Raw genomic sequence first — 23616 nt, 5'->3', positions numbered from 1 at the left:
GACCCATCCGGTCGTAGTCCGCTCGTTCGGTCTCGTCGGTGAGGACTTCGTAGGCCTTTCTGACGACGGTGAACTGGGCCGTCGCTCGTTCGTCGTCGTTGACGTCGGGGTGATACTCCCGCGCCATCTGACGGAAGGCTTGTTTGATTTCGGTCTTCTCGGCGTCGCGTTCGACCCCGAGGAGTTCGTAGAAGTCCACCGGCATTCGACGTGCGAACCGATGTGAGGATGGCTTTTGAATGTACCGGGCGAGTCGGACTGTGGCGGTGTCGCCGGGTCCCTTCGGAATAATCATGAACCTCGACGGCCAGGTGCTCTCATGGAACGAATTCGGCTGGGCAACACCGTCTTCGAAGGGCGGAACAATGCCTACCTCATCCCGGGTGACCGACCGACGCTCGTCGACGTGGGCGTCGCGACAGATTCGGTCCGGCAGGACGTTCGCGACGGCCTCGCCGCCGTCGGCTACGAGGTGTCCGACCTCGACGCAATCGTCCTCACCCACTGGCACGCCGACCACACCGGACTTGCAGGTGAACTTCAAGCGGCGAGCGGCGCTGAGGTGTACGTCCACGAAGCCGACGCTGGAATCGTCGCCCGCGACGACGACGCCATCGCAGAAGAACGCGACATCCGCGAACAGCGGTTCGACGAGTGGCGGATTCCGAAGGGGCCACGCGAGGAAGTGACGTCGTTCCTCGACGGCCACGACGACATGTACGGGAACTCGGTGGACGTGACGCCCGTCGAAGACGGCGACCGAATCGCCGCCGGTGACGACGAACTCGAAGTGGTTCACCTCCCCGGCCACGCCGCCGGCCTGAGCGCGTTCGCCTTCGACGGCGACGAGGGACGTGAGGCGTTCGTCGGCGACGTTATCCTCCCGAAGTACACGCCGAACGTGGGCGGTGCGGACCTCCGCGTCGACCGACCGCTCGAAACGTATCTCGACAGTCTCGCAGAAATCGCTGACCTCGACTTCGCACGCGCGTGGCCGGGACACCGCGACGCTATCGACGACCCCGCGGGTCGGGCGCGCGTCATCGCCGAACACCACCGCGAACGGACCGAACGCGTCCTCTCTGTCCTCGACGAACACGGCCCCGCCGACGCGTGGACGGTGAGTGCTCACCTCTTCGGTGACCTCTCGAACATCCACATCCTCCACGGCCCCGGCGAAGCGTTCGCCCACCTCGACCATCTCGTCGCCGAGGGCGTCATCGAACAGGACGGGTCCGAATACGCCCTCACCGGAACCGCGGTGGACGTAGACGCACTCGTGCCTGTCCCCGAGACGAAACGTTAAAACGCCGCTGGACGGAACGGAGAGCCATGGAACTGCGGGTCATCGACAAGACCGACGAGGAACTCCGCATCGAAATCGGCGGCGAGGACCACACCTTCATGAACGTGCTGAAAGGTGAACTCCTCCAGACCGAGAGCGTGACTGCGGCGACGTACGACGTGAACCCCGAGCAGTCCGGTGGACAGACTGACCCCGTGCTCTCTATCAAGACTGAAGCGGGCGTCGACCCACTCGACGCGCTCGCCGAGGCCGCTCGCGGCGTTCAGGACACCGCCGACAACTTCACCGCCGCCTACGAAGCAGGCATCGACGCGTAAACTGCCGTTCTACGCTCGTTTCCTCTCCCCCTGAGCCGTCTGGCTGTCGACTGAGGGCAGCGATGGTTGGGTGTACCAGTTAGTCCGCGTGGCCGTGCGCGCCGTGAGCGTCTTCTGCCCCCGCGGGACCTTCGTAGTCCATCTCACCGGCCTCGACGCTGACCTGAAGCCAGTTCTCCATGGGGACGAGCGGACACTCGTATCGTGGGGAGTACGCACAGAACGGGTTGTACGCGTAGTTGAAGTCGAGCACCCACCGGCCGTCTTCGGTCCGGTCGTCGGCTTCGAGGTCGAGATACCGACCGGCACCGTAGGTTTCGTTCGTGTTCGTCTCGTCGCGGAAGGGGACCCAGAATCGGTCCTCGTCTGGACTCGTTCGATACGCGTCCAAGGTGTACGTCTCGCCGTCCAGTTCGAACTCGAACGTGCCCCAGACGAGGTACTCGCGCTCTCCGTCCGTCGACGTGCCGATAGTGATGGTCTCGGGGTCGTCGTACTCCCACAGTTCGAGTTCGTACCGCAGGTCGGGGTCGGGGTCGAAGTACGACAGGCCGTCGAACGACTCGCGTTGGTCGGGGGGTATCGGTGAGTGGCGGTCGTGAGCGAGATAGTGGTCTTTCTGCTCGCGGTGCCGTTGCAGGTCAGTCAACCAAGAAGAATCGTCAGTCATCGCGGTCGGAGATACGGCCGCTATCGTGGTTAAGATTGGTTTCGACTGCGCACGGTGCGCACGACCGCGGGACGTGTCGCCCGCGACTCGCGGCCCTGACTTACAGGCGGACCGGGACGTCGTGCTCGTCGAGGTACTCCTTCACGTCGCGGATGGAATACTCGTCGAAGTGGAAGATAGAGGCGGCGAGGCCGGCGTCCGCCCCCGCCTCGGTGAACACCTCGTACATGTCCTCGGGACCGCCGCACCCCGACGAGGCGATGACGGGCGTCGAGACGTTGTCGCAGACGGCCTTCGTCAGCGGGATGTCGTAGCCGTCTTTCGTGCCGTCGGTGTCGATGGAGTTGATGAACAACTCGCCGGCACCGCGTGACTCGGCCTCGCGGGACCACTCGACCACGTCCACGCCGGTTCCTTCGCGGCCGCCTTTGACGGTGCACTCGAACCAGCACGACTCGCCGTCGACTTCGGCGTAGTACTCGCCGTCTTCGTCGTAGCGGCGGCGTGCGTCGACCGAGATGACGATACACTGACTGCCGAACGAGCGTGCGCCCGCTTCGATGAGCGAGGGGTTCTGCAACGCCGCGGTGTTGATAGAGACTTTGTCCGCGCCGGCGCGGAGTGTCTCTTTGATGTCGTCGCGGGTGCGGATGCCGCCACCGACGGTCAGCGGGATGAACACCTCGTCTGCGACCTTCGAGACGGTGTCGAGCATCGTCTCACGGCCGTCGGCCGAGGCGGTGATGTCGAGGAAGACGAACTCGTCGGCACCGGCCTCGTTGTACAGTTTAGCCATCTCGACGGGGTCGCCCGTGTACTTCAGGTCCTCGAAGTTGACCCCGGTGTAGACGGCCGGATTCCCGTCGTCGTCGAGGTCCACGTCGATACAGGGGATGATGCGCTTCGTGAGCATTCGCTACCGAAACGTTGGCGAATGAGCCGTTTCACCGTTTCGACTACGGCAGGAGAGAACTCGCGTCCGCGGATATCGTGAACCGGTCAGTCTCGTTCTCGCCCGCCGAGAGTCAGCGGGTGGCTACTCTATTCAAAACAGCGTACTATCGATATGGAGCAAAACGTCGGTTCACTTGACAAAGGAGTTCGTATCGCACTAGGATTACTCCTCACCGTCGTCTCGATGAGTACCACCTATCTCCGGCCGTGGGACGTGCCCACGACGGCCGGAGTCGCCGGAGTGTCGCTCCTCGTCGCGGCAGTGTTGTTCGTCACCGCAACCACCGAGACGTGCCTGCTGTACAGCGTTCTCGGTATCGACACGCTCGATAGGTAATCGTCTGGCCTCCGTCTTTTCGCACTGCGCACGTGGGGAGCGAGTGACGACAGCGCTACGTTCATACTGGTCTGCGAAGACCTCACCGACATGGACCTCCCTTCCATCTTCCACCTCCACTACCACGTTCCGGACGTCGATTTCGCCGCGTCTCTCCTCTCGGCACACGGCATCACGCCGACTGCCCGGTTCGGTTCGGTCGATGGCGAGTCTGTCGCACTCGCGCCCGAAGAAGACACCCCACCCGAGTTCACACGCAGACTCCAGACGAACCGCGGCGGATTTGCAGACGTGACGCTCACACCGGCCCCACGACTCGACTTCGACCACTTCGGTGTCGTCGTCGACGAGGTTTCCGACGTCGTCGAGCGAGCGAGAGAACACGGTTGGTCAGTAACCGAAAACGAGCGCCGGACGTTCCTCGTCACGCCGTGGGGGTTCCGGGTCGAACTGCAGGCCGCAGACAGTGACGTGGTCGGCGAACTCGGTCCGGCGTCAGACTGCCAGTTCACGAACGTCTCACTCGCCGTTCCGGTCGAGGCGCGCGACGACATCTCGCGTGGCCTGCACGCCGTCCTCGGCGACGTACACAACCTTCGCGTCGTCCCCGTCCGCGGTCCGAAGGCCGCGGTCAGAGAAGCACGCGTCGAAGGCGAGCACGTCGAACAGTCTCGATTCGAGATGGCGTCGTTAGCCGCGAACGAGACTGCCTAACCGCTCTGGAAACGAGCGGGGTTTCGCTCCCGATTCAGGAGAGGTCGTAGACGCGTGCTTCCCACGGGCGGAGCGTCGTGGGTTCGACGGCGTCGACGGCAACGTCGTAGTTCGAGACGAGTATCTCGGCGGACTCGCCCATAAGGTCCGTCGGCGGTTCGAAGCGCGTCTCGTCGCCGTCGAAGTTGAGGACGACGAGGAGCGTCTCGTCTGCATCGGGAGTTTCGAGCGTTCGAGTGTAGACCCACAGCGACTCGTGGTCACGGAGTCGCAGGTCGTAGTCACCGTAGACGAGAACGTCGCGTTCCTTCCGCAGTGAGATGAGGTCACGGTAGTAGTGCCACACAGAGTCGGGGTCGTTCTGGGCTTCCGCCGCGTTGATGTCGTCTTTGTTCGGGTTGACGGGCATCCACGGGTCGCCGTCGGTGAACCCGGCGTGTTCGGAGTCGTCCCACTGCATCGGCGTCCGCGCGTTGTCGCGGGTGCGGTAGCGCACGAGGTCCATCACGTCGTCTTCCTCGAGGCGGCCTGTTCGCAAGGCGGTTCGGACGTTCTTTATCGTGTCCACGTCGTGAACCTCGTCAAGGGAGTCGAAGGGGTAGTTGGTCATGCCCAGTTCCTCGCCTTGATAGATATACGGCGTCCCGCGGAGGGTGTGGAGCAACGTCGCGAGCAGTTTCGCCGACTCGCGTCGGTACTCCTCGTCACCGAAGCGCGAGACCTGTCGCGGTTCGTCGTGGTTGTTGAGAAACAGTGAGTTCCACCCCTCGTCGGCGAGGCCTTCTTGCCAGTGAGTCATCGACTCCTTGAGTTCGCGCGGTGAGGATTCGCGGAAGGACCACCGACCGGCGTCGGTCATGTCGAGACGCATGTGGTCGAAGGTGAACACCATGCTCATGCCGTCGCCGTCCTCACCGACGTACCGTTTCGCCTCCTCGATGGAGAGTTCGGCCATCTCGCCGACGGTCATCGCGTCCGTGCCGTCGAGGACTCGGTCGTGGAGTTCCGAGAGGTACTCGTGGACGCGCGGGCCGTTGGTGAACTGGTCGACGCCTTTGACGATTTCGTCAGGGGCGTCGGCGTCGGGGAGGCCATCGGGTTTGGAGATGAGGTTGATGACGTCCATGCGGAACCCGTCGATGCCGTTGTCGAACCACCACTGCATCATCTCGAACAGTTCCTCGCGGAGCGCTTTCGTCTCCCAGTTCACGTCGGGCATCCGTTCGTCGAAGAGGTGAAGATACCACTCACCAGTTCGGTCGTCGTAGGTCCACGCCGGGCCGCCGAAGAACGATTCCCAGTTGTTCGGTGGGACTTCGTCCACGCCTGCGGGGGTCTCGTACTCGTCTGGGTCGAGGCCGGTTCCTTCGGGGTCACGACCCTCGCGCCACCAGTAATAGTCGCGGTACTCCGAGTCCTTCGCAGAACGGGAGTCGACGAACCAGGCGTGTTCGTCGGAAGTGTGGTTGACGACGAGGTCCATGATGAGGCGGATATCGCGTTCGTGGAGGGCGTCGCGGAGTTCTTCCCAGTCGGCCATCGTCCCGAACTCGTCCATGATGGCGCGGTAGTCCGAGATGTCGTACCCGTTGTCGACGCCCGGCGACTCGTAGACGGGATTCAACCAGACACAGTCGACGCCGAGGTCGTCGAGATAGTCCACCTTCTCGACGATGCCCGGAATGTCGCCCAATCCATCACCGTCGGAGTCGTTGAAACTTCGCGGGTAGATTTGGTAGACGACCGCTTCTTTCCACCACGCGCGGTCGATATCGGTCATTACTGGAGATTCACTCGGTTCCGTGTTTTTACTCCGTCGGTTCGCCCGTCTCACCGTCCGCCAAATCGAGTGTCGTCCGGCGAAACCTCCGGGTTAGGCGAGGTCGTAGACGCGCGCTTCCCACGGGCGGAGCGTCGTGGTCTCGACGCTCTCGACGTCCGCATCGTAGTTCGAGACGAGCATCTCGGCGGGTTCGCTAGCGAGGTCTGCCGGGGGTTCGAAACGCGTCTCGTCGCCGTCGAAGTTGAGGACGACGAGCAGTGTGTCGTCGCCGTCAGCAGTTTCGAGTGTCCGGGTGTAGGCCCACAGCGATTCGTGGTCCGGAGTGAGTTGGTCGTAGTCGCCGTAGACGAGTACGTCGCGGTCCTTCCGGAGTGAGATGAGGTCACGGTAGTAGTGCCAGACAGACGCAGAGTCGGCTCGTTCGGCCTCGACGTTGATGTGGTCACGGTTCGGATTCACCGGAATCCACGGGTCGTCGTCGGTGAATCCGGCGTGCTCGGAGTCGTCCCACTGCATCGGCGTCCGCGCGTTGTCGCGACTCTTCACGCGGACGATGTCTTTCACGTCGTCGAACCCGTCGATTGTCCCCGCCTCGATTGCGTTTCGGAGGGGGTTGAGCGTGGCCACGTCGCGCACCTCGTCGAGGGAATCGAAGGGGTAGTTGGTCATCCCCAACTCCTCGCCCTGGTAGATGTACGGCGTCCCGCGGAGTGTGTGGAGCAACGTCGCGAGCAGTTTCGCCGACTCGCGCCGGTACTCCTCGTCGTTGCCGAAGCGAGAGACCATCCGCGGTTGGTCGTGGTTGTTGAGGTACAGCGAGTTCCACCCCTCGTCGGCGAGGCCCTCCTGCCAGCGGTCCATGACCACCTTCAGGTCGGAGAGTTCCCAGTCGACGACGTCCCAGGCTTCGTCGCCCTCGTCGAGGAGCATGTGTTCGAAGTGGAAAATCATCGAGAGGCCGTCGCCGCCGGGTTCCTGACTCGTGTAGCGCCTCGCCGTCTCCAGTGGCATCTCGTCGCCAATCATCTCGCCGACGGTGAGCAAGTCTTCGTCGAGGACTCGGTCACGCATCTCGCCGAGGTACTCGTGGATGTTGGGACCGTTGACCGCCCGGTCGATGGTCTTGACGTCGTGTTCCGGGTCGGCGTCGGGGAGGCCGTCGGGTTTGGAGATGAGGTTGATGACGTCCATGCGGAACCCGTCGATACCGCGGTCTAACCACCACTCCATCATCTCGAACACGTCGTCGCGGACCGCGTCGTTCTGCCAGTTCAGGTCTGGTTGCTTCCGGTCGAAGAGGTGGAGATACCACTCGCCGGTCTGGTCGTCGTAGGTCCACGCCGGACCGTCGAAGAACGATTCCCAGTTGTTCGGCGGGACTTCGTCCACGTCGGCGGGTGTATCGTAGTCGTCGGGGTCGAGGTCCGTCGCCTCGGGGTCGCGTCCCTCGCGCCACCAGTAGTAGTCTCGCTTGTCGGCATCTCGCGACGACCGCGAATCGACGAACCAGGCGTGTTCGTCGGAGGTGTGGTTGACGACGAGGTCCATGATGAGGCGAATGTCGTGTTCGTGGAGGGCGTCGCGCAGTTCCTCCCAGTCGGCCATCGTCCCGAACTCGTCCATGATGGCGCGGTAATCTGAGATATCGTATCCGTTGTCCGCGTTGGGTGATTCGTAGACGGGGTTGAGCCAGATGCAATCGACACCGAGGTCGGCGAGGTACTCCACCTTCTCGATGATGCCCGGAATGTCGCCGACCCCATCACCGTCGGAGTCGTTGAAACTACGCGGATAGATTTGGTAGACGACCGCTTCTTTCCACCATCGGCGTTCTTCGTCCGCGGGAACTGAAGTCATACTGAGGAGTCTCACGCGTGGAACTTAGGTTGTCGGGCGGCAGCGGTCTCTCGACACCGGACGACTGTGGCTCACTTCTCCACGTCCAGAGCGACGGTTAGGTGCGTTTTTGTACCGCGAACCCGTCGCGTCGCGTATGAGCGACGACCACCACTCGGGCGACCACGACCACGGCGACCACCACTCGGGCGAAGAAGGGCGCGTCACCTCGCCGATGCAGGACTTCACGATGGGACAGGTCACGACCGGCGTTCTCGTCCTCGTCGTCGGCCTCGCCGTCACGTTCGGTCTCCCTCTGTTCCTCGCGTAGAACCGACATCCAACGAACTTCCGCTTTCTCTCCGTTTTTCTGTCAGCGTCGCGAAGGAGGACTGTGAAATCGATAGTCGTCACCGAGTACGGGAGTAGCGACACCCTCGAAGTCCGCGAGACGGAGATGCCAGACCCGGGGCCGGGTGAGGTCCGACTCGCCGTCGAAGCAGTCGGCATCAACTTCGCCGACATCATGCAACGGCGCGGCCACTACCGTGACGGCCCCACCCCGACCTACACGCCGGGGATGGAAGCGGCAGGAACCATCGACGCCGTCGGCGAGGGCGTCGACCGCGACGTCGGCGAACGCGTCGTCGCCATGACCGGTGGAAACGCGTACGCCGAGTACGTGAACGCCCGTGCGGACGGGTTGTTCGACGTGCCGGAGTCGATGTCCTTTGCAGAGGCCGCCGGATTCCCCATCCAGTTCCTCACCGCCTACAACTGCCTCCACGAGTGGGGTGGCCTCGAAGCAGGCGAACGAGTGCTGATTCACGCCGCCGCCGGCGGGGTCGGCACCGCTGCCGTCCAACTTGCGTCACTCGCGGGTGCCGAGACGTTCGGCACGGCCAGCACCGAAGCGAAACTGGACCTCGCGACAGACCTCGGCCTCGACCACCCCATCCAGTACACCGACGAAGACTTCCGCGAGACAATCGCCGACGAGACTGACGGTGAAGGTCTGGACCTCGTCCTCGACGGTGTCGGCGGCGAGACGTTCCAGCACAGTCTGGACGCACTCTCTGACTTCGGCCGAGTCGTCACCTACGGTGCCGCCTCTGGCGAGGTTGCCAAAGCCGATACGACACGCCTCCTCTTCGAGAACAAGTCGGTCATCGGGTTCCACCTCGGAAACGCGATGCGGAAGCGCCCCGAGTCGGTGCTCGGTGCTGTTCCCGAACTCTCGGAACTCCTCGTTGCCGGCGAACTCGACGTTATCGTCGGCGAGTCGTTCCCCCTCGAAGATGCGGCGGCGGCACACCAGTACATCGAAGACAGAAAGAGCACTGGAAAAGTCGTCCTCGAACCGTAAGCGACTGTCGTCGCTTCCGTTTATTCTTAGTCCAGTTCGTGCGTGAGCACGTCGCGCAGGTCGGCGATTTTCGCGGCGTCGAAGGCAACGTAGTCGCCGTCGACGGTCACACCCAGATAGTCGTTGTCGGTCGTCGTGCCGAGTTCGTAGAGTGGCACGTCGCCGGCGAGGGAGACGAGTGCATCTACGTCCGTGCTTTCGACGACGACGCGACCCGGCGTCTCGTCGAAGAGTTGGACGACGTTCTCGACGGCGATGTCTGCGCCGACTTCTTCGGTGACCATCTCGGCGAGTGTAACCGCGAGACCGCCGTGACTCACGTCGTGGACGGCACGCGTCGAATCCTCGGACGCGATGGCACGAATCGCATCGAGTGCGGCGGCCGCGGTTTCGTCGTCGGGGAGTGTCGGGAAGGCGTCGGACCCGCCTTCGTGCTGGAGCAGGGTCGACCCACCGAGCGCGTCACCGGGATAGCCGACGAGGAACAGGTCACCGTCGCCCGAGAGCGACATGCCGGGCGAGGGGCCGTCGGCCTCGCCGACCATCGCGAGGGTCGGCGTCGGCGGAATCGGACCCGAGACGGAGTCGTTGTACAGCGAGACGTTCCCGCCGACGACGGGCACGGAGAGTGCACTGCACATGTCCGCGAGGCCGTCAACGATTCCCTTGAATCCGCCGTATACGTCGGGTTTCTCGGGGTTACCGCCGTTCAGGCAGTCGACTGCTGCGAGTGGGTTGGCCCCCTTCGCGGCGAGGTTAGTCGCGTTCTCGAAGGCGACGGCGCGGGCACCGTCGTACGGGGCCGCGTCGGTCCAGTTCGGGTCGGCACCGGCCGTGAAGGCGAGTTTCGTCCCTGCTTCTGGGATGTCGAGGAGTGCCGCGTCGTCGCCGGGTCGCCGGGCCGTTCGCAGGCCGACTTCGTGGTCGTACTGGCGGTAGACCCACTCCTTGGAGGCGGTGTTTGGGTCCGACAGGACCGCTTCGAGGGCCTCGGAGAGAACGACTTCGGGGAGGTCACGTTCGGCCGCCTCGGGTTCCGTAGCGTCGAGGTCGTTCATCGGCGCGCCTTCGGCGAGGAACTCCGGCGGCACGTCGACGACCGTCTCGCCGTCGAAGGTGCAGACGTAGTTGCCTTCGGCGACGTCGCCGATGACGGCGCTTCCGAGGTCGAATCGCTCGGCAATCGCCTGCACGCGTTCGACGTTCTCCGGCGCGACTTCGTAGCACATGCGCTCTTGGGACTCCGAGAGGAGAATCTCGAAGGCGTTCATGTTCGGTTCGCGCTGGTGGACGGCGTTCAGGTCGATTTCGGCGCCGAAGCCACCCTTCGCGACCAGTTCGGACGATGCGCCACCGAGGCCGGCGGCACCGAGGTCACGTGCAGATTCGACGAGTTCCTCGTCGAGAAGTGTCTCGTTGCACTCGATGAGCAGTTTCTCGGTGTACGGGTCGCCGACCTGCACGGCCGGTCGGTCTTCGGTTTCAGCGTCTTCGGCGAGGTCCTCACTCGCGAAGGATGCGCCGCCGAGGCCGTCACGGCCGGTCGAACTGCCGACGAGAACGAGTTTGTTACCGGCCTCCTGTGCAACCGCCGTCACGAGACGGTCGGCGGAGAGGAGACCGACACAGGCGACGTTGACGAGTGGGTTGCCCTCGTACTTCTCGTGGAACGACGTCGCACCTGCGACCGTCGGGACGCCGATGGCGTTGCCGTAGTCGGCGATTCCCTCCACGACACCGTCGAGGAGGTACCGCGAGTGTTCACGGTCGAAGTCGCCGAAGTACAGACAGTCGGCGAGTGCAATTGGGTACGCGCCCATCGAGAGCGTGTCGCGGACGATGCCGCCGACACCCGTCGCCGCGCCGTCGTAGGGGTCGACGTACGAGGGGTGGTTGTGGCTCTCGATGCCGAGTGTGATGTACGTGTCGTCGTCCAGCGAGACGACGGCGGCGTCGTCACCGGGGCCGATGACGACCTGTTCTCCGTCCGAGTCGAACGCCGAGAGGAGGGGGCGAGACGACCGGTACGCACAGTGTTCACTCCACAGGTTCTCGAAGAGTATCTCCTCGGCCGGCGTCGGGTCTCGACCGAGTTCGGCGACGACGAGGTCGCGGTCCGCGTCGGGAAGCGTCATTCATTGGTATGGTCAGAACGCATAGTGTAAACCCTTTCTATGTGCACAAAAGTGCTCAAAAAAACAGCGTCGGTCGTCGGTGTCGGGTCGTCGAACGCTCACGCGGGCGTGTACGGCGGCGACCCAGCACGGATGATTTCGGACAGTTCGTGCATCTCGTCTTCGAGGAGGACGAGCAAATCGTCGAGGGTGACGATACCGCTGAGTTTCCCGTTGTCGACGATAGGGGCACGACGGACGCCGTGTTCACGCATCTGGTGGAACAGGTCGTAGACGCCGAGGTCCGCATCCACGGTGAACGGTTCGCCTGTCATGACGTCGCTCGCAGTCATCCCTTTCAGGTCGCCGCCCGCCCCGACGCACTTGAGTGCGATGTCACGGTCTGTGACGATGCCTTCGATATCGTCGCCGTTGGCGATGACGACAGACCCGACCATCCTGTCTTCCATCATCTTCGCCAGTTCGTCGACCGGCGTGTCTACCTTCGCAGTTACCAATTCGTCCTTCGGTCGCGCGATGTCTCGTACAGTCATCGTTCTTCTCCCCGGTGGTGCCCACCACTCGTCGGGTCTCCCCACCGTATCGAAATATTGTCCACTGGCATATTATATCTGTGTTCTTACACTTTGACCAGTTCGGGTGGTATGTCGTCTCTCGTAGACACTCTCGGAAACATACCACGTGTCGGTGAATGTTCAATCACTGCGCTTGGGTGGTATCCGTGCGTGAGTGAGACACACCTATCGAGCCGGGACCGGGGCGCTTTTTTAGCCTCATTTGTTAGGTTACCTCGTGTTATCGGTCGAGTTGCACTCGCACTCGTCCCTCTCGTACGATGGGCGGGACCCGGTCGAACTCCTCCTCGAACAGGCGGCGGCCGTCGGATTAGACGCGCTTGCCGTGACGGACCACGACGAAATAGACGCGAGTCTCGAAGCAGCAGACGTTGCAGCAGACTACGGACTCGTCGGCATTCCGGGGATGGAAATCACCTGTGCAGCAGGGCACGTACTCGCACTCGGCGTGCGAGAACTCATTCCCGCCGGCCTCTCGTACGACGAGACACTCGACCGAATCCACGACGCCGGGGGCATCGCAGTCGTCCCCCACCCGTTCCAGAAGTCGCGTCACGGCGTCGCCCCGCACATCTCACGTGCCCAACTCGCCGCCGCGGACGCCATCGAAGTCTACAACTCACGTCTCCTCACCGGCATCGCCAACCAGCGTGCAGAACGCTTCGCGAAGCGTCGAGGACTCCCGATGACCGCCGGCAGCGACGCCCACATCAGTGAGATGGTCGGACAGGCAGTCACCGAAGTCGGAACCGACACCAGAACCGCCGACGCCATCCTCGAAGCCATCACCGAGGGACGAACCAGCGTGGTCGGGAGCAAGACACCGTGGCGCATCTCCTTCCAACAGGCCGCCGGCGGCGCGAAACGCCGCGTGAAACACGCGCTGACCGACCTGCTCTGATGGGCGACGAGGACGACGCGATGCGTGGCGCAGACGACGCACTCGTTCGACGGGCCCTCAACGAACGCGACCCGCTTCCCGGCACCGCCGGGTTCGCCGGTGAGATTGACGGCCGTCTCGTCCGCGACGTGCTCGGACGCCAACCACTCTTCTCCGAGCGAGAGGACCCCTCGGTGTGGTCGTTCGACCACCGTGACCTGACAGACCCTGTGGCGGTTCCGTCGGGTCAGTCTCGCCCCACGACCGGTGACGATGCCGGACGCGCCGAACAGGTCTGGACACTCCCCGCCCCGGACGTTGCCACCGACGCCGAGGAGGCACTCGCACAGGTCCGAGCGGCCGTCTTCGAGTCCGTCGACTCAGTCGACGACGACGGCCTCGCCGTCGCGTTCTCTGGCGGTGTTGATTCCGCCGTCGTCGCGTCTGGCGTTCCAGACGCACCGTGTTACGTCGCCGGGTTCGAGGGCTCACACGACATTGCCGCCGCCCGCGACGCCGCGGGTGCGATGGACCGTGACCTTCGCGTCGTCGAACTCACGCACGAGGCTATCGAACGCGCCGTGCCCGAAATCGTCGCGGCCCTCGGGCGCACGAACCCGATGGACGTGCAAATCGTCCTTCCGCTGTACTTGCTTGCCGAACGAGTCGCCGCCGATGGCTACGACCGACTGGCGGTCGGGCAGGGCGCTGACGAACTGTTCGGCGGGTACGCGAAGGTTGCCAAAGCACCGAACGACCCGCGGGTCGAAGCCGAGACGGTTCGCGGGGCCGCCCGTGAGATGATTCTCACTCTTCCCGACCAACTCGAACGGGACGTGCTCACGCTCCGTGCGGCGGGTGTCGAACCGGTCGCACCACTTCTGCACGACCGAGTCGTCGAAGCGGCACTCCCGCTTCCCGACGAGTTACTCGTCGCCGACGGCCGGCGGAAAGTCGCCCTCAGGGAGGCGGCGAAACCAGTCCTTCCGGAGTCAGTCGCCGAGGCGGACAAGAAAGCGGTGCAGTACGGAACCTACGCGTCTCGGGAACTCGACCGACTCGCCCGACAGGCGGGGTTCAAACGTCGAATGGAGAACCACGTCCAGCAGTACGTGGAGTCGCTCGTCGAGTAGGCGGCCGGTCCGAGGTTAGTCTTCGTCCGACACGACTTCGATAGCTTCCAGCGCAAACTGCACCGTATCTGGGTCGAGTTCGCTCTCTCGCAGGTCGTCGGAGTCGTACCACTCCCACACGTCGGGGTCGGCCTCACCCGGTGCAGGGTCAATGTCACGAGAGTCCACGTGAGCGTAGTAGATGTGGTCGATGTGTTGGTGGCCGACGCTTCCATCGCCGTGGACGTTGATGTCGTAGAGCATCTGCTGGCGCGGGTGCGGAAGCGCTTCGCCGTCGGGAGCGGGCACGGAATCGGTGTCGTCGACGAGTTGGGGGTCGAGACCGGTCTCCTCACGAACCTCGCGCAAACCGGCTTCGTGGGGGAGTTCGTCGCGGTCGACGTGGCCGCCGGGTGGGATGCGGATGCCGAGGCGTTCGTGTCGGTGGAGGGCAACGGCCCCGTCGTTGACGATGTACACCGTGGCGGTGAAGTGTCGTGTCGTCTCCATACGCGACGCTCTAGCGCAGTGAGTATCGGTGTTGCGGAACGCGAAAAGGCCGACCCCGTTAGGGCGTCTGGATTTGCTCTTCCGCTTCGAGCAGTTCGTGGTAGCGGTTCCGGATGGTGACCTCGGAGATGTTGGCCACATCAGATACCTCGTTTTGCGTCACCTTGTCGTTGGTGAGGAGCGAAGCGGCGTAGACGGCGGCGGCGGCGAGGCCGACCGGTGACTTCCCCGAGTGGACGCCCTGCTTTTTCGCGGTCTTCAAGAGTTGTCGTGCGCGTCGCTCGGTCTCGTCTGCGAGACCCAGGTCGCTCGCGAAGCGTGGGACGTACTGCTCGGGGTCTGCGGGTTGAATCTCGAGTTTGAGTTCTCGGACGACGTATCGGTACGTGCGAGCGATTTCGTCCTTTTCGACCCGCGAGACGTTCGTAATCTCGTCGAGCGAGCGAGGCGTCCCAGCCATGCGGGCGGCGGCGTAGAGCGACGACGTGGCGACGCCCTCGATGGACCGGCCGGGGAGCAAGTCGTCGTTGAGGGCGCGTCGGTAGATGACTGAAGCAGTCTCACGAACGTTGTCCGGAAGACCGAGGGCCGAGGCCATCCGGTCGATTTCGCCGAGTGCCTGCTTCAGATTGCGCTCTTTGGAGTCACGAGTGCGGAAGCGCTCGTTCCACGTGCGGAGACGCTGCATCTTCTCTCGCTGTCGCGACGACAGCGAGCGTCCGTAGGCGTCTTTGTTCTGCCAGCCGATGTTGGTCGACAGTCCCTTGTCGTGCATCATGTTGGTGGTGGGGGCACCGACACGGGACTTCTGGTCTTTCTCCGAGGAGTTGAACGCACGCCACTCTGGCCCGCGGTCTATCTCGTCTTCCTCGACGACGAGTCCGCAGTCGTCACAGACCGTCTCACCGTGCTCCGAATCAGAGACGAGCGACTCAGAACCGCACTCTGGGCACGTGAGCGACTCGTTCTGTTCGTGTTTGGTCCGTTCGCTATCGCGTTCGGACTGGTCGTTTGCCTGTTTGCGCACGCGCGCGGTATCGGTCGTGAAACGTCGGACACTTCCTGTCATTGTGTGCGAGAGAAGCAACTGGGAACGGTCGTTCTCCGTCTATTCGTATCGACGCCGGTTACTTATATCTGACGGCAATAAAACGACTGAATATAGCGGGGACCGATAGCCGTCTCGATAGATTGGGAACAGACTGCCCGGGGACCACCCGACTGGTGGCGAGAGGGCACACCGAAACCCTTACTCCCAGTCTCCGTCACCTGCGATATATGAGCGATACGCCCGTCGACGCCGACGAGGTTCGACACGTCGCCGAGTTGGCGCGGGTCGACCTCGACGAGGACGAAGTGGAGGAGTTCGCGACGCAGTTCGCGGACATCCTCGAGTACTTCGACGCCCTCGACGAGGTCCCCGAAGTGGACCGCGAAGACGAACTGGTGAACGTGATGCGCCCCGACGAGGTCCGTGAGGGCCTGACGCAAGACGAGGCGCTCTCGAACGCCGAAGAGACCGAAGACGGCTACTTCAAGGGTCCGCGGGTGTCCTAAATGTCGCTGAACGCCTTCATCACGAAAGAGACGGTCGAGAGCGACGAAGACGGTCCGCTCAGCGAGAAGACCATCGCCGTCAAGGACAACATCTCGACGAAGGGTCTCCGCACGACCTGTGGGTCTGCGATGCTCGAAGACTACGTCCCGCCGTACGACGCGACGGTCGTCGAACTGCTGAAAGACGCCGGCGCGACCATCGTTGGCAAGGCAAACATGGACGAGTTCGGGATGGGGACGACCACCGAAACGTCGGCGTTCGGCCCGACGAAGAATCCCGTGGACGAATCCCGCGTCCCCGGTGGGTCGTCCGGTGGGTCTGCCGCCGCAGTCGCCGCCGGTGAAGCGGACCTCGCACTCGGGTCTGACACGGGTGGCTCTATCCGCTGTCCCGCCGCCTTCTGTGGCGTCGTCGGCATCAAGCCCACCTACGGCCTCGTCTCACGGTACGGCCTCGTCGCCTACGCGAACTCCCTCGAACAAATCGGCCCAATCGCGCCGACGGTCGAAGACGCCGCAGGCCTCCTCGACGTCATCGCCGGCCCCGACGAACGCGACGGCACCACCCACGACGAAGGTGCCGACTCCGACTACGCCTCGGCCGCCGACGGCGACGTGGACGGCCTCACTATCGGCGTCCCGACCGAACTGGTCGACGGTGCCGACGAGGGCGTCGAGGAAGCCTTCTGGGCCGCCCTCGACGAACTCGAAGCACAGGGTGCCGAGTACCGCGAAGTCAGCATGCCGTCGGTCGAAAAGGCCGTCGCCGCCTACTACGTCATCGCCATGTCCGAGGCGTCTTCGAACCTCGCGCGGTTCGACGGCGTCCGCTACGGCAAATCCGGTGGCTACGAGGGCAACTGGAACGACGCCTTCGCCCGCGCCCGCGAAGAAGGGTTTGGCCCCGAAGTGAAGCGCCGTATCCTCCTCGGCACGTACGCGCTCTCTGCCGGGTACCACGACAAGTACTACGCGAAGGCGCAGGACGCCCGCGCGTGGGTCAAACAGGACTTCGACGCGGCGTTCGAGGACGTGGACGTACTCGCCTCGCCGACGATGCCCGTGCCGCCGTTCAAACTCGGTGAGAGCCTCGACGACCCGCTTCAGATGTACCTCGCCGACGCCAACACCGTCCCGGTGAACCTCGCCAACCTCCCCGCTATCTCCGTGCCCGCGGGCGAGACGGACGGCCTCCCGGTCGGACTCCAACTCATCGGCAAGAAGTTCGACGAAGAGACCATCATTCGCGCGGCGTCTGCCGTCGAGAACTGATTGCCGGCGCTTAGGACGGCCATTCGACCATCGTTTCGGTCGAAATCCTTCCATCGCGCCAGTCGAGTTTGAATCGCATCGGCATCGGAGCATTACCGGCGGTCAGTTGCGGCCGGTACGAGTGCGTCCACGTTTTCGACTCGCCGGCCGAGAGGTCGAGCGAGACGCGCGTGACCGGTGTATAGGCCACGTGCGGGCCGACCCGATTCATTGCGCCGACGAACGTTCCGTCGTACGTCCCGACGTTCTCTATCGTCGCCGAGAGTTCCATCTCCGTCAGGCTCTCGACCGTTTCTGGGGCAGTAACGTCTGTCACGGCGAACTCTGTCGGCCGCCGGGCGAGTGTGTCGCGGGCAGTTTGGCCGAGAGAAAACTGACCGCCGGGGCCTCGGAACACCACGTTTGAGGCTTCGAGCGGTTTCGGAACCTCGAAGACCAGATAGCCGGACTGACCTCCGCTTTCTTCGTTCCCGTGTCCTCCGTAGGCGTATCCACGTTCCCAGAGGCGACCGTATCCCGGCACCTCCTCGGTCGGGAGCGGCGTGAATGACTCGTCGTCGGTCGAAAGCGAAAACTCATCGACTGCTGGCCACGGTGTACTGTCGACGAGGATGGTGACGAGGACGAACTGTTCGCCTCGCTCGCCGAACGTTCCGATGGAGTCCGGCGAATCGAGGGCGACGAGTTCCGGCGTGAGTTGGACGTTCGAGACGGTCACGTCGGCGGGGGCGGACGTAGGTGTGGTCGTCGCTGTCGTCTGCGTCGGGTTCTCGGTCGGTTCGACGTCGTCGCTGGTCGCCGGTGACGCAGAGAGACACCCAGTGAGGAGGGCGAGCGCACTTCCACCGAGGCTGAGAACGCCCCGTCGGGTGCGAGGTGAGGGGGACATTGTTCAAAATCCAGACACGACGCGGAATAAGCCTTCAGGGGGCGTGCCCACCGGACAGTTCGTCTGCCGACTACCCGCGGAACAGGTTCATCACTTCGTCGGCGACGTTCGACTCGACGGCGAGGACGTAGCGGTGACCCGCTTCGAGGAGCGTGTCGGGGCCACCGAGTCGGTTGCCGTGGTAGTCGACGATGATGAGACTCCCGCGCGGCAGGCGAACCTCGTCCAGTCGTTTTCCGGCGACGGGTGCGTCGTCGGCGACTTCGACTTCGACGACTTCGACGTTGCCGCCGATGTCCTCGATAGTTCTGACGCCGCTGACCTCGATTTCGTTCGTCGCCGCGCGGGCACCGAGTCGCTCCGGGAACACGAGACCATCCACGAACTCCTCGTAGAGTTCGTCCGGTGTCTCGTTGATGCGCATCACGGTTCGAGCGTCCGACATCCGCTGGGCGGCCATACAGATGGCGAAGTTGGTCGTCTCGTCGTCGGTCAACGCGGCGACCACGTCGCTTCGTTCGGGTTGGGCCTGTCTGAGTTTCTCCGGGCGCGAGGCGTCACCCTCGATGATGGTCGCGACGTACTTCTCGGAGAGTTCGTTGCAGCGGTCCGGGTCGGATTCGACGATGACGACGTCGTGGCCGCGGTCTGAGAGGAGTTCGGCCGTACGGACGCCCATCTCTCCCCCGCCGCCGATGATGACGCGTAAATCCTGAGTCACTGGTTTTGGCATGAGTGTATATTCGTGTGGGACTGTCGTAGTGGTCTCGGTGGTCTGTTTGGTCGGTGTCGGTTCTGTGGGGCGAGTCTGTCTCGGTTCCTCAGTCGTCGGTGTCTGTCGTCTGGATTGGCTCCGGTTCCTGAATCTCCGGTGGACCCGATGGGCCGATGTCGCCCCGCCTCGACAACGCGAGGTAGACGACACCACCGAAGAGCAACCAGCCGATAGCCAGTATCCACGTGAACGGGTCGATGAACAACCCGAGAAGCGCGTTACAGACGATACCGAGTATCGGCGTGACCGGGTAGAACGGAACCTCGAAAGGTCGCTGGAGGTCGGGTTGTCGTCGCCGGAGTCGAATCAACGCGTAGTTGACGATGATGAACCCCAGAAGCGAGAACAGACTCGCGAGATTTCCGACGATACGGATGGGAACCACGACGACGGCGATGAGCATCACCACCGCAGAGGCCATAATCGCCACGAGCGGTGTCCCGTACCGGTGGTGGAACCGGCCGAGACGGGCGGGCAACTGGCGCTCACGACCCATCGCGAACGCCACCCGCGACGACCCGATGACGACTGCGTTGAGCGCAGAAATCGTCGAGAACACCGCCCCGAAGGCGATGAGTGACGCACCAGTTCCGATTATCGGGAACGACGGCATGAACCCCTCCGCCGCCTGTGCGATGGCCGTCTCACCCGCCCCGGCGAGTTCTTCGGCACCGAGCGTTCCGATGGCGACGAAGACGACGAAGAGGTAGACGACGACGGTGACGAGGACTGACAAGAGAATCGCTCGCGGGATGTTCACCTGCGGGTTCTCGACTTCCTCGGTGACGGTGGCGATGAGGTCGTACCCCTGAAACGCGATGAACGTCAGGCCCATCGCGGGCAGGAGCGACAACGGGCCCTTCGTGAAGAGCGGGTCGAACTCGTTGACTCGCGTCGCCGTGAGGCCGAAGACGACGAACACGGCGAGGATAGCGATTTTGACGATGGTGATGACCGTCTCGCCTCGTCCCGACGCTTCCGTCGAGAGGCCGTTGAGCGCGACGAGCGCCACGACGGCACCCAGTGCGTACAACACTGGTTGGCCGGGGAGCGTGATGCCGTAGATGTGGCCCCATTCGAGAAAGTTCGAGGCGAATCCGAGCGCGTAGAGCGACCCGGCAATCATGTACGTGAACCAGCGCGTCCATCCCATGACGAAGGCGACGGGTGCGGAGAACACTTCTCGGACGTACGCGTACCCGCCGCCGTTTCGCGGAATCGCCGAGGCTAGTTCGGCGTACGAGAGCGCTGTGAACGTCGTGACGCCCCCGTTGAGAGCAAACGCCACGAGTGCTGCCGGGCCAGAGATGTCGACGGCTAGGCCGGTCAGAACGAAGATTCCTGCCCCAATCATTGCGCCGATACCGACCATCGTCGCGTCCAACAGACTGAGGCTAACCGAAGGCTCACGTCCGCCAGAGTGACTCACTGGGCCACCCTCTCGACATCCTCTCGTCGTCGAGTTGTCATGCGTGTGTGAATGCGATATCACCATGGACTGTGATAAATGTCAGCCCGTGTGTCTGCACTCGTTCACTCGGCCGTCTTCTCACGGCAGATTCGGCGACGAGAGGGAGACGGGTGCTTCGAGAGACCTAAGGAATCATATGGCTGCTCCCAATCTTGACTCGTGAACAAGAGGATGAACGCGAATTTCAAAACCTACGTCGATTACCGGACGAGTCTGGGGTTCCTCGGGTCGGTAATCAAGTACATGGCACTCCCGCCGTTGTTGCCGATTGCCGTCGCACTCTACTACGGCGAGAGTCCCGTCCCGTTCGTCGTCACGATGGCCGTCATGGTCGTCGTCGGGGTGGGCCTCGAACGTCTCCGGTCGGACCCGGACCTCGGGCACCGCGAAGCCTTTCTGTTGGTGAGTCTGACGTGGCTTGCGGTCCCCATCGTCGGGTCGATTCCGTACCTCGTCGCTGGGCAGGGAACCGTCGCCACACCGGTCAACGCACTCTTCGAGAGTATGAGCGGATTCACGACGACTGGGGCGACAGTCCTCGGTAGCATCTCGTTCGACACGCACACTCGGAGCATCATGATGTGGCGGCAGGTGACCCAGTGGCTCGGCGGGATGGGAATCATCGTTCTGATGGTCGCGATTCTTCCGGAACTCTCGGTCGGTGGTGCGCAGGTCATCGACCAGGAAGCGCCGGGGCTGTCGATAGAGAAACTCACCCCTCGGATTCGGGACACGGCCCGCGCACTCTGGCGAATCTACATCGGCTTCACCATCGCCGCCATGGTCGTCTACTACGGATTGCACCTCGCCGGTCTCGCACCAAACATGGACTTCTACAACGCACTCGCCCACGCCCTCTCGACGCTTCCGACGGGCGGGTTCTCGCCGGAAGCACGGAGCGTCGAAGCGTTCTCGCCCGCGATTCAGTGGGCCGTCGTCGTCTTCATGGTCGTCGCCGGAACCAACTTCGCCCTGTTTTGGTACGTCCTCGCCGGCGAACCCGAGCGCTTGACGAAGAACGCCGAGTTTCGGTCGTACCTCCTGATGATGGGTCTCGTGGGGGGCGTCCTCTCGGTCCTCCTCTTTACCGGCCTCGGTCTCGACGTGGTGCCGGCCAACGTCCCCACGATTCCGGGTGACCTCGAACACGCGGTCCGACAGGCCGTCTTCCAGACCGTCGCAATCGTGACGACGACTGGCTACGCGAGCATGGACTTCAACACGTGGGACCAGTCGGCACAGGTCGTTCTCCTCTTGGCGATGTTCCTCGGCGGGTCCGCCGGGTCTGCGGCCGGGTCGGTCAAGATAATTCGCTGGTACCTCATCCAGAAAGCGGCGGTCCGCGAGTTGTTCACGTCGGTCCACCCCGACGCGGTCCGTCCCGTTCGCCTCGCCGACGACGTCGTCGACGAGTCGACCATCCGCGGCCTGTTCGTCTTCACGATGACGTTCCTCGCCATCTTCGCCGTCTCGACGGTCCTCATCTACCTCGATAGCCTCCGAATCGGGCTCGAACTCTCCGGTATCGAGGCCGTCGGCGTCGCCATCGCGACGCTCGGAAACATCGGTCCCGGTGTCGGTATCGCCGGGCCGATGAACAACTTCCTCCCGTTCTCGAACGCGGCGAAGCTCTACATGGTCTTCTTGATGTGGATCGGTCGTCTGGAGATTCTGTCGGTCCTCATCATCCTCACGCCGTCGTACTGGCGCTCGTGAGGTTCGAGGGCCGTCGCGTTACACCGACGAGGTAACCTCTTCGGCGACGCGTTCGTCGACGAAGAGGACGACGTGGTCGCCGACTTCGATGACCGTATCGCCGCGGGGGGAGACGAGTTCTTGCTCGCGTGCGATGGCACCCACGACGACACCTTTCGGTAACCGCGGAATCGACTCCCGAATCATCTCACCGGCGAGCGCACTCTTCTCGTCGACTTCGACTTCGATGACTTCGGCCCGGTCGTCCTCGATGAAGGTGAGTTTCTCCGTCGTCTCCTCACGCGTGATTCGAGTTATCTCTTCGGCGGTCACGACGCGCGGGTTCACCGCCACGTCGACGCCGACGGCCTCGAACACGTCGCGGTACTCGCCAGTCTCGACGACGGCGATGGTCTGATTGACCCCGAGTCGTTTGGCGAGAAGTGAGACGAGGAGGTTCTCTTGGTCGCTGTCGAGGGCCGCGACGACGGTGTCGGCGGCCCCGAAGTTCTCTCGTTCGAGTGCCTCCGTGTCGGTCGCATCGAACTGGAAGACGAGTGTGTCCGACAGCGTCTCTGCGACTTCGCGGGCGCGGTCTGGGTCTTCTTCGATGAGGCGCGGTTTGATGCCGCGTTCTTGGAGTAATCGCGCTGTCTGGAAGCCGATTTCCCCCCCGCCGACGACGAAGACGTTCTCTGTGTCGGTCGCTGCGTCGTTCGGCGACGCAGTCGTCGCGAACTGGTAGACTCGTTCGGGCGGTCCGATGACGACGATACGGTCACCGGCGTCAAGTGTGCTGTCTCCGCGCGGTAACTCTACGTCGCCGTTCCGAAGAATCGCGGCGAACGTGAGCAGGTCGAACTGGTCGGCCTCTTGGACCGTCTGCCCGACGAGATGACTCTCCGGGCCGATTTCGAACTCGGCCATCTGCACGAGGCCGTTTGCGAACCACTCGACGTCCACTGCCGCGGGGAGACCGATAATCTGGACGATGTCCTCCGCCGTGAGCAGGTTCGAACAGACCATGAAGTCGACGCCGAACGCCCCAGACGAGCGTTCCCACGTCCTGAGGAATCCAACGTGCTTGACGCGAGCGATGGTGAACGCGTCGCCGAGTACTTTGGACGTGCCGCAGGTCGCAAGGTTCGTCTCGTCGTGGTCGGTGCTCGCGATGAGGAGGTCGGCACTCCCGGCGTCGGCCTCTTCTAAGGTCTCTATCGCGGCACCGTCGCCGTGAATCGCCAGCACGTCGAGTGAGTAGTTCAACTCCTCGACTCGGTCGGGGTCGACATCGACGACGACGACGTCGTGTGAATCGGCGAGACTCGCTGCGATGTTCGACCCGACTTCGCCCGCGCCGACGATGACTACGCGCACGGACGACACCCTCGCGTGTTTCTCATACTCACGAGTGAAGTACCACACCCATCAACATTTCTGCTCCGGAGTGCGGACGTGAAAA

23 protein-coding genes and 1 pseudogene are annotated in these 23616 nt (G+C 63.3%); 11 read left to right on the top strand and 13 right to left on the bottom strand.

Annotation, left to right across the window (positions count from 1 at the left end; all coding sequences use genetic code 11):
• Positions 1 to 70: 70 nt before the first annotated feature.
• Positions 71 to 205: pseudogene (locus GJR96_RS18545) on the bottom strand (DnaJ domain-containing protein); the annotation flags it as partial.
• Positions 206 to 319: 114 nt separating this feature from the next.
• Here GJR96_RS18545 and GJR96_RS15350 point away from each other — a divergent pair.
• Both GJR96_RS15350 and GJR96_RS15345 read left to right on the top strand, forming a co-directional pair.
• The gene (locus GJR96_RS15350) at positions 320 to 1306 is read left to right on the top strand and encodes an MBL fold metallo-hydrolase (RefSeq protein WP_151163816.1); all 987 of its coding nucleotides are present in this window, start codon (positions 320 to 322) and stop codon (positions 1304 to 1306) included.
• Positions 1307 to 1332: 26 nt separating this feature from the next.
• Positions 1333 to 1623, top strand: a complete 291-nt coding sequence (locus tag GJR96_RS15345; protein WP_151163814.1) for a DNA-directed RNA polymerase subunit L — start codon at positions 1333 to 1335, stop codon at positions 1621 to 1623.
• Between the two features lie 79 nt (positions 1624 to 1702).
• On the opposite strand, the gene GJR96_RS15340 is transcribed toward GJR96_RS15345, so the two are convergent.
• Both GJR96_RS15340 and hisF read right to left on the bottom strand, forming a co-directional pair.
• Positions 1703 to 2293 carry a DUF1684 domain-containing protein gene (locus tag GJR96_RS15340; protein ID WP_151163812.1) on the bottom strand — a complete coding sequence of 197 codons (591 nt, stop codon included), beginning with the start codon at positions 2291 to 2293 and terminating at the stop codon, positions 1703 to 1705.
• Between the two features lie 100 nt (positions 2294 to 2393).
• Entirely contained in the window at positions 2394 to 3206 is an 813-nt protein-coding gene (hisF, locus tag GJR96_RS15335) for an imidazole glycerol phosphate synthase subunit HisF (protein ID WP_151163810.1), read from the bottom strand.
• A gap of 153 nt (positions 3207 to 3359) precedes the next feature.
• On the opposite strand from hisF, the gene GJR96_RS15330 reads away from it, so the two are divergent.
• Together GJR96_RS15330 and GJR96_RS15325 are read left to right on the top strand one after the other, a co-directional pair.
• Positions 3360 to 3584 (top strand): YgaP family membrane protein, encoded by a 225-nt coding sequence (locus GJR96_RS15330; RefSeq protein WP_151163809.1) that lies wholly within the window; start codon positions 3360 to 3362, stop codon positions 3582 to 3584.
• Positions 3585 to 3674: 90 nt separating this feature from the next.
• Positions 3675 to 4298 (top strand): hypothetical protein, encoded by a 624-nt coding sequence (locus GJR96_RS15325; protein ID WP_151163807.1) that lies wholly within the window; start codon positions 3675 to 3677, stop codon positions 4296 to 4298.
• A 34-nt stretch (positions 4299 to 4332) separates the two neighbouring features.
• On the opposite strand, the gene GJR96_RS15320 is transcribed toward GJR96_RS15325, so the two are convergent.
• Positions 4333 to 6078, bottom strand: a complete 1746-nt coding sequence (locus GJR96_RS15320) for an alpha-glucosidase (RefSeq protein WP_151163805.1) — start codon at positions 6076 to 6078, stop codon at positions 4333 to 4335.
• A 93-nt stretch (positions 6079 to 6171) separates the two neighbouring features.
• Complete coding sequence (locus tag GJR96_RS15315; protein ID WP_151163803.1) at positions 6172 to 7938, bottom strand: glycoside hydrolase family 13 protein; 1767 nt, start codon at positions 7936 to 7938, stop codon at positions 6172 to 6174.
• A gap of 136 nt (positions 7939 to 8074) precedes the next feature.
• On the opposite strand from GJR96_RS15315, the gene GJR96_RS18195 reads away from it, so the two are divergent.
• Entirely contained in the window at positions 8075 to 8248 is a 174-nt protein-coding gene (locus GJR96_RS18195) for a DUF7550 family protein (protein ID WP_191965877.1), read from the top strand.
• A 63-nt stretch (positions 8249 to 8311) separates the two neighbouring features.
• Positions 8312 to 9283: a quinone oxidoreductase family protein gene (locus GJR96_RS15310; RefSeq protein WP_151163801.1), complete on the top strand. Its 972-nt coding sequence runs from the start codon at positions 8312 to 8314 to the stop codon at positions 9281 to 9283.
• A gap of 26 nt (positions 9284 to 9309) precedes the next feature.
• On the opposite strand, the gene purL is transcribed toward GJR96_RS15310, so the two are convergent.
• Together purL and GJR96_RS15300 are read right to left on the bottom strand one after the other, a co-directional pair.
• Entirely contained in the window at positions 9310 to 11418 is a 2109-nt protein-coding gene (gene purL / locus GJR96_RS15305) for a phosphoribosylformylglycinamidine synthase subunit PurL (protein WP_151163799.1), read from the bottom strand.
• A gap of 98 nt (positions 11419 to 11516) precedes the next feature.
• Complete coding sequence (locus GJR96_RS15300) at positions 11517 to 11951, bottom strand: CBS domain-containing protein (RefSeq protein WP_151163798.1); 435 nt, start codon at positions 11949 to 11951, stop codon at positions 11517 to 11519.
• Between the two features lie 259 nt (positions 11952 to 12210).
• Here GJR96_RS15300 and GJR96_RS15295 point away from each other — a divergent pair, with 259 nt between their 5' ends.
• Both GJR96_RS15295 and GJR96_RS15290 read left to right on the top strand, forming a co-directional pair.
• Positions 12211 to 12894, top strand: a complete 684-nt coding sequence (locus GJR96_RS15295) for a PHP domain-containing protein (RefSeq protein WP_151163796.1) — start codon at positions 12211 to 12213, stop codon at positions 12892 to 12894.
• A gap of 20 nt (positions 12895 to 12914) precedes the next feature.
• Positions 12915 to 14006: an asparagine synthase C-terminal domain-containing protein gene (locus GJR96_RS15290; protein WP_151164075.1), complete on the top strand. Its 1092-nt coding sequence runs from the start codon at positions 12915 to 12917 to the stop codon at positions 14004 to 14006.
• A gap of 15 nt (positions 14007 to 14021) precedes the next feature.
• Here GJR96_RS15290 and GJR96_RS15285 read toward each other — a convergent pair whose 3' ends face one another.
• Together GJR96_RS15285 and GJR96_RS15280 are read right to left on the bottom strand one after the other, a co-directional pair.
• Positions 14022 to 14495, bottom strand: a complete 474-nt coding sequence (locus GJR96_RS15285) for an NUDIX hydrolase (protein ID WP_151163794.1) — start codon at positions 14493 to 14495, stop codon at positions 14022 to 14024.
• Between the two features lie 58 nt (positions 14496 to 14553).
• On the bottom strand, positions 14554 to 15564 hold the full coding sequence (locus GJR96_RS15280; RefSeq protein WP_151163792.1) for a transcription initiation factor IIB: 1011 nt from the start codon (positions 15562 to 15564) through the stop codon (positions 14554 to 14556).
• A gap of 209 nt (positions 15565 to 15773) precedes the next feature.
• On the opposite strand from GJR96_RS15280, the gene gatC reads away from it, so the two are divergent.
• Both gatC and gatA read left to right on the top strand, forming a co-directional pair.
• Positions 15774 to 16052 carry an Asp-tRNA(Asn)/Glu-tRNA(Gln) amidotransferase subunit GatC gene (gatC, locus tag GJR96_RS15275; RefSeq protein ID WP_151163790.1) on the top strand — a complete coding sequence of 93 codons (279 nt, stop codon included), beginning with the start codon at positions 15774 to 15776 and terminating at the stop codon, positions 16050 to 16052.
• Complete coding sequence (gene gatA / locus GJR96_RS15270) at positions 16053 to 17324, top strand: Asp-tRNA(Asn)/Glu-tRNA(Gln) amidotransferase subunit GatA (protein ID WP_151163788.1); 1272 nt, start codon at positions 16053 to 16055, stop codon at positions 17322 to 17324. It abuts the gene before it with no gap.
• A 10-nt stretch (positions 17325 to 17334) separates the two neighbouring features.
• Here gatA and GJR96_RS15265 read toward each other — a convergent pair whose 3' ends face one another.
• From GJR96_RS15265 to GJR96_RS15255, 3 genes are all read right to left on the bottom strand, one after another.
• A complete protein-coding gene (locus GJR96_RS15265; RefSeq protein WP_151163787.1) occupies positions 17335 to 18213 on the bottom strand; it encodes a hypothetical protein in 879 nt (292 codons plus the stop codon).
• 70 nt (positions 18214 to 18283) lie between these two features.
• Positions 18284 to 18946 (bottom strand): potassium channel family protein, encoded by a 663-nt coding sequence (locus GJR96_RS15260; RefSeq protein WP_151163785.1) that lies wholly within the window; start codon positions 18944 to 18946, stop codon positions 18284 to 18286.
• Between the two features lie 88 nt (positions 18947 to 19034).
• Positions 19035 to 20417, bottom strand: coding sequence for an APC family permease (locus GJR96_RS15255; RefSeq protein ID WP_151163784.1), 1383 nt, complete (start codon positions 20415 to 20417; stop codon positions 19035 to 19037).
• Positions 20418 to 20630: 213 nt separating this feature from the next.
• Here GJR96_RS15255 and GJR96_RS15250 point away from each other — a divergent pair, with 213 nt between their 5' ends.
• Positions 20631 to 22175, top strand: a complete 1545-nt coding sequence (locus tag GJR96_RS15250) for a TrkH family potassium uptake protein (protein WP_151163783.1) — start codon at positions 20631 to 20633, stop codon at positions 22173 to 22175.
• 18 nt (positions 22176 to 22193) lie between these two features.
• On the opposite strand, the gene trkA is transcribed toward GJR96_RS15250, so the two are convergent.
• Positions 22194 to 23531, bottom strand: coding sequence for a Trk system potassium transporter TrkA (gene trkA / locus GJR96_RS15245; protein ID WP_151163782.1), 1338 nt, complete (start codon positions 23529 to 23531; stop codon positions 22194 to 22196).
• Positions 23532 to 23616: the final 85 nt, after the last annotated feature.

This window comes from Haloferax litoreum (genome assembly GCF_009674605.1).
Classification (GTDB): Archaea; Halobacteriota; Halobacteria; order Halobacteriales; family Haloferacaceae; genus Haloferax; species Haloferax litoreum.
The sequence above is the reverse complement of the archived record's forward strand: the minus strand, read 5'-3'. Positions and strand labels throughout refer to the sequence as shown.

What these genes read in the sequence shown, in the direction of transcription:
- GJR96_RS15250 (WP_151163783.1), top strand. Translation starts at nt 20,631, where the DNA reads ATGAACGCGAATTTCAAAACCTACGTCGATTACCGGACGAGTCTGGGG.
- GJR96_RS15260 (WP_151163785.1), bottom strand. Translation starts at nt 18,946, where the DNA reads ATGCCAAAACCAGTGACTCAGGATTTACGCGTCATCATCGGCGGCGGG.
- hisF (WP_151163810.1), bottom strand. Translation starts at nt 3,206, where the DNA reads ATGCTCACGAAGCGCATCATCCCCTGTATCGACGTGGACCTCGACGAC.
- GJR96_RS15325 (WP_151163807.1), top strand. Translation starts at nt 3,675, where the DNA reads ATGGACCTCCCTTCCATCTTCCACCTCCACTACCACGTTCCGGACGTC.
- gatC (WP_151163790.1), top strand. Translation starts at nt 15,774, where the DNA reads ATGAGCGATACGCCCGTCGACGCCGACGAGGTTCGACACGTCGCCGAG.
- GJR96_RS15320 (WP_151163805.1), bottom strand. Translation starts at nt 6,078, where the DNA reads ATGACCGATATCGACCGCGCGTGGTGGAAAGAAGCGGTCGTCTACCAA.
- GJR96_RS15345 (WP_151163814.1), top strand. Translation starts at nt 1,333, where the DNA reads ATGGAACTGCGGGTCATCGACAAGACCGACGAGGAACTCCGCATCGAA.
- GJR96_RS15290 (WP_151164075.1), top strand. Translation starts at nt 12,915, where the DNA reads ATGCGTGGCGCAGACGACGCACTCGTTCGACGGGCCCTCAACGAACGC.
- gatA (WP_151163788.1), top strand. Translation starts at nt 16,053, where the DNA reads ATGTCGCTGAACGCCTTCATCACGAAAGAGACGGTCGAGAGCGACGAA.
- GJR96_RS15280 (WP_151163792.1), bottom strand. Translation starts at nt 15,564, where the DNA reads ATGACAGGAAGTGTCCGACGTTTCACGACCGATACCGCGCGCGTGCGC.
- GJR96_RS15285 (WP_151163794.1), bottom strand. Translation starts at nt 14,495, where the DNA reads ATGGAGACGACACGACACTTCACCGCCACGGTGTACATCGTCAACGAC.
- GJR96_RS15340 (WP_151163812.1), bottom strand. Translation starts at nt 2,293, where the DNA reads ATGACTGACGATTCTTCTTGGTTGACTGACCTGCAACGGCACCGCGAG.
- purL (WP_151163799.1), bottom strand. Translation starts at nt 11,418, where the DNA reads ATGACGCTTCCCGACGCGGACCGCGACCTCGTCGTCGCCGAACTCGGT.
- GJR96_RS18195 (WP_191965877.1), top strand. Translation starts at nt 8,075, where the DNA reads ATGAGCGACGACCACCACTCGGGCGACCACGACCACGGCGACCACCAC.
- GJR96_RS15300 (WP_151163798.1), bottom strand. Translation starts at nt 11,951, where the DNA reads ATGACTGTACGAGACATCGCGCGACCGAAGGACGAATTGGTAACTGCG.
- GJR96_RS15350 (WP_151163816.1), top strand. Translation starts at nt 320, where the DNA reads ATGGAACGAATTCGGCTGGGCAACACCGTCTTCGAAGGGCGGAACAAT.
- GJR96_RS15265 (WP_151163787.1), bottom strand. Translation starts at nt 18,213, where the DNA reads ATGTCCCCCTCACCTCGCACCCGACGGGGCGTTCTCAGCCTCGGTGGA.
- GJR96_RS15315 (WP_151163803.1), bottom strand. Translation starts at nt 7,938, where the DNA reads ATGACTTCAGTTCCCGCGGACGAAGAACGCCGATGGTGGAAAGAAGCG.
- GJR96_RS15330 (WP_151163809.1), top strand. Translation starts at nt 3,360, where the DNA reads ATGGAGCAAAACGTCGGTTCACTTGACAAAGGAGTTCGTATCGCACTA.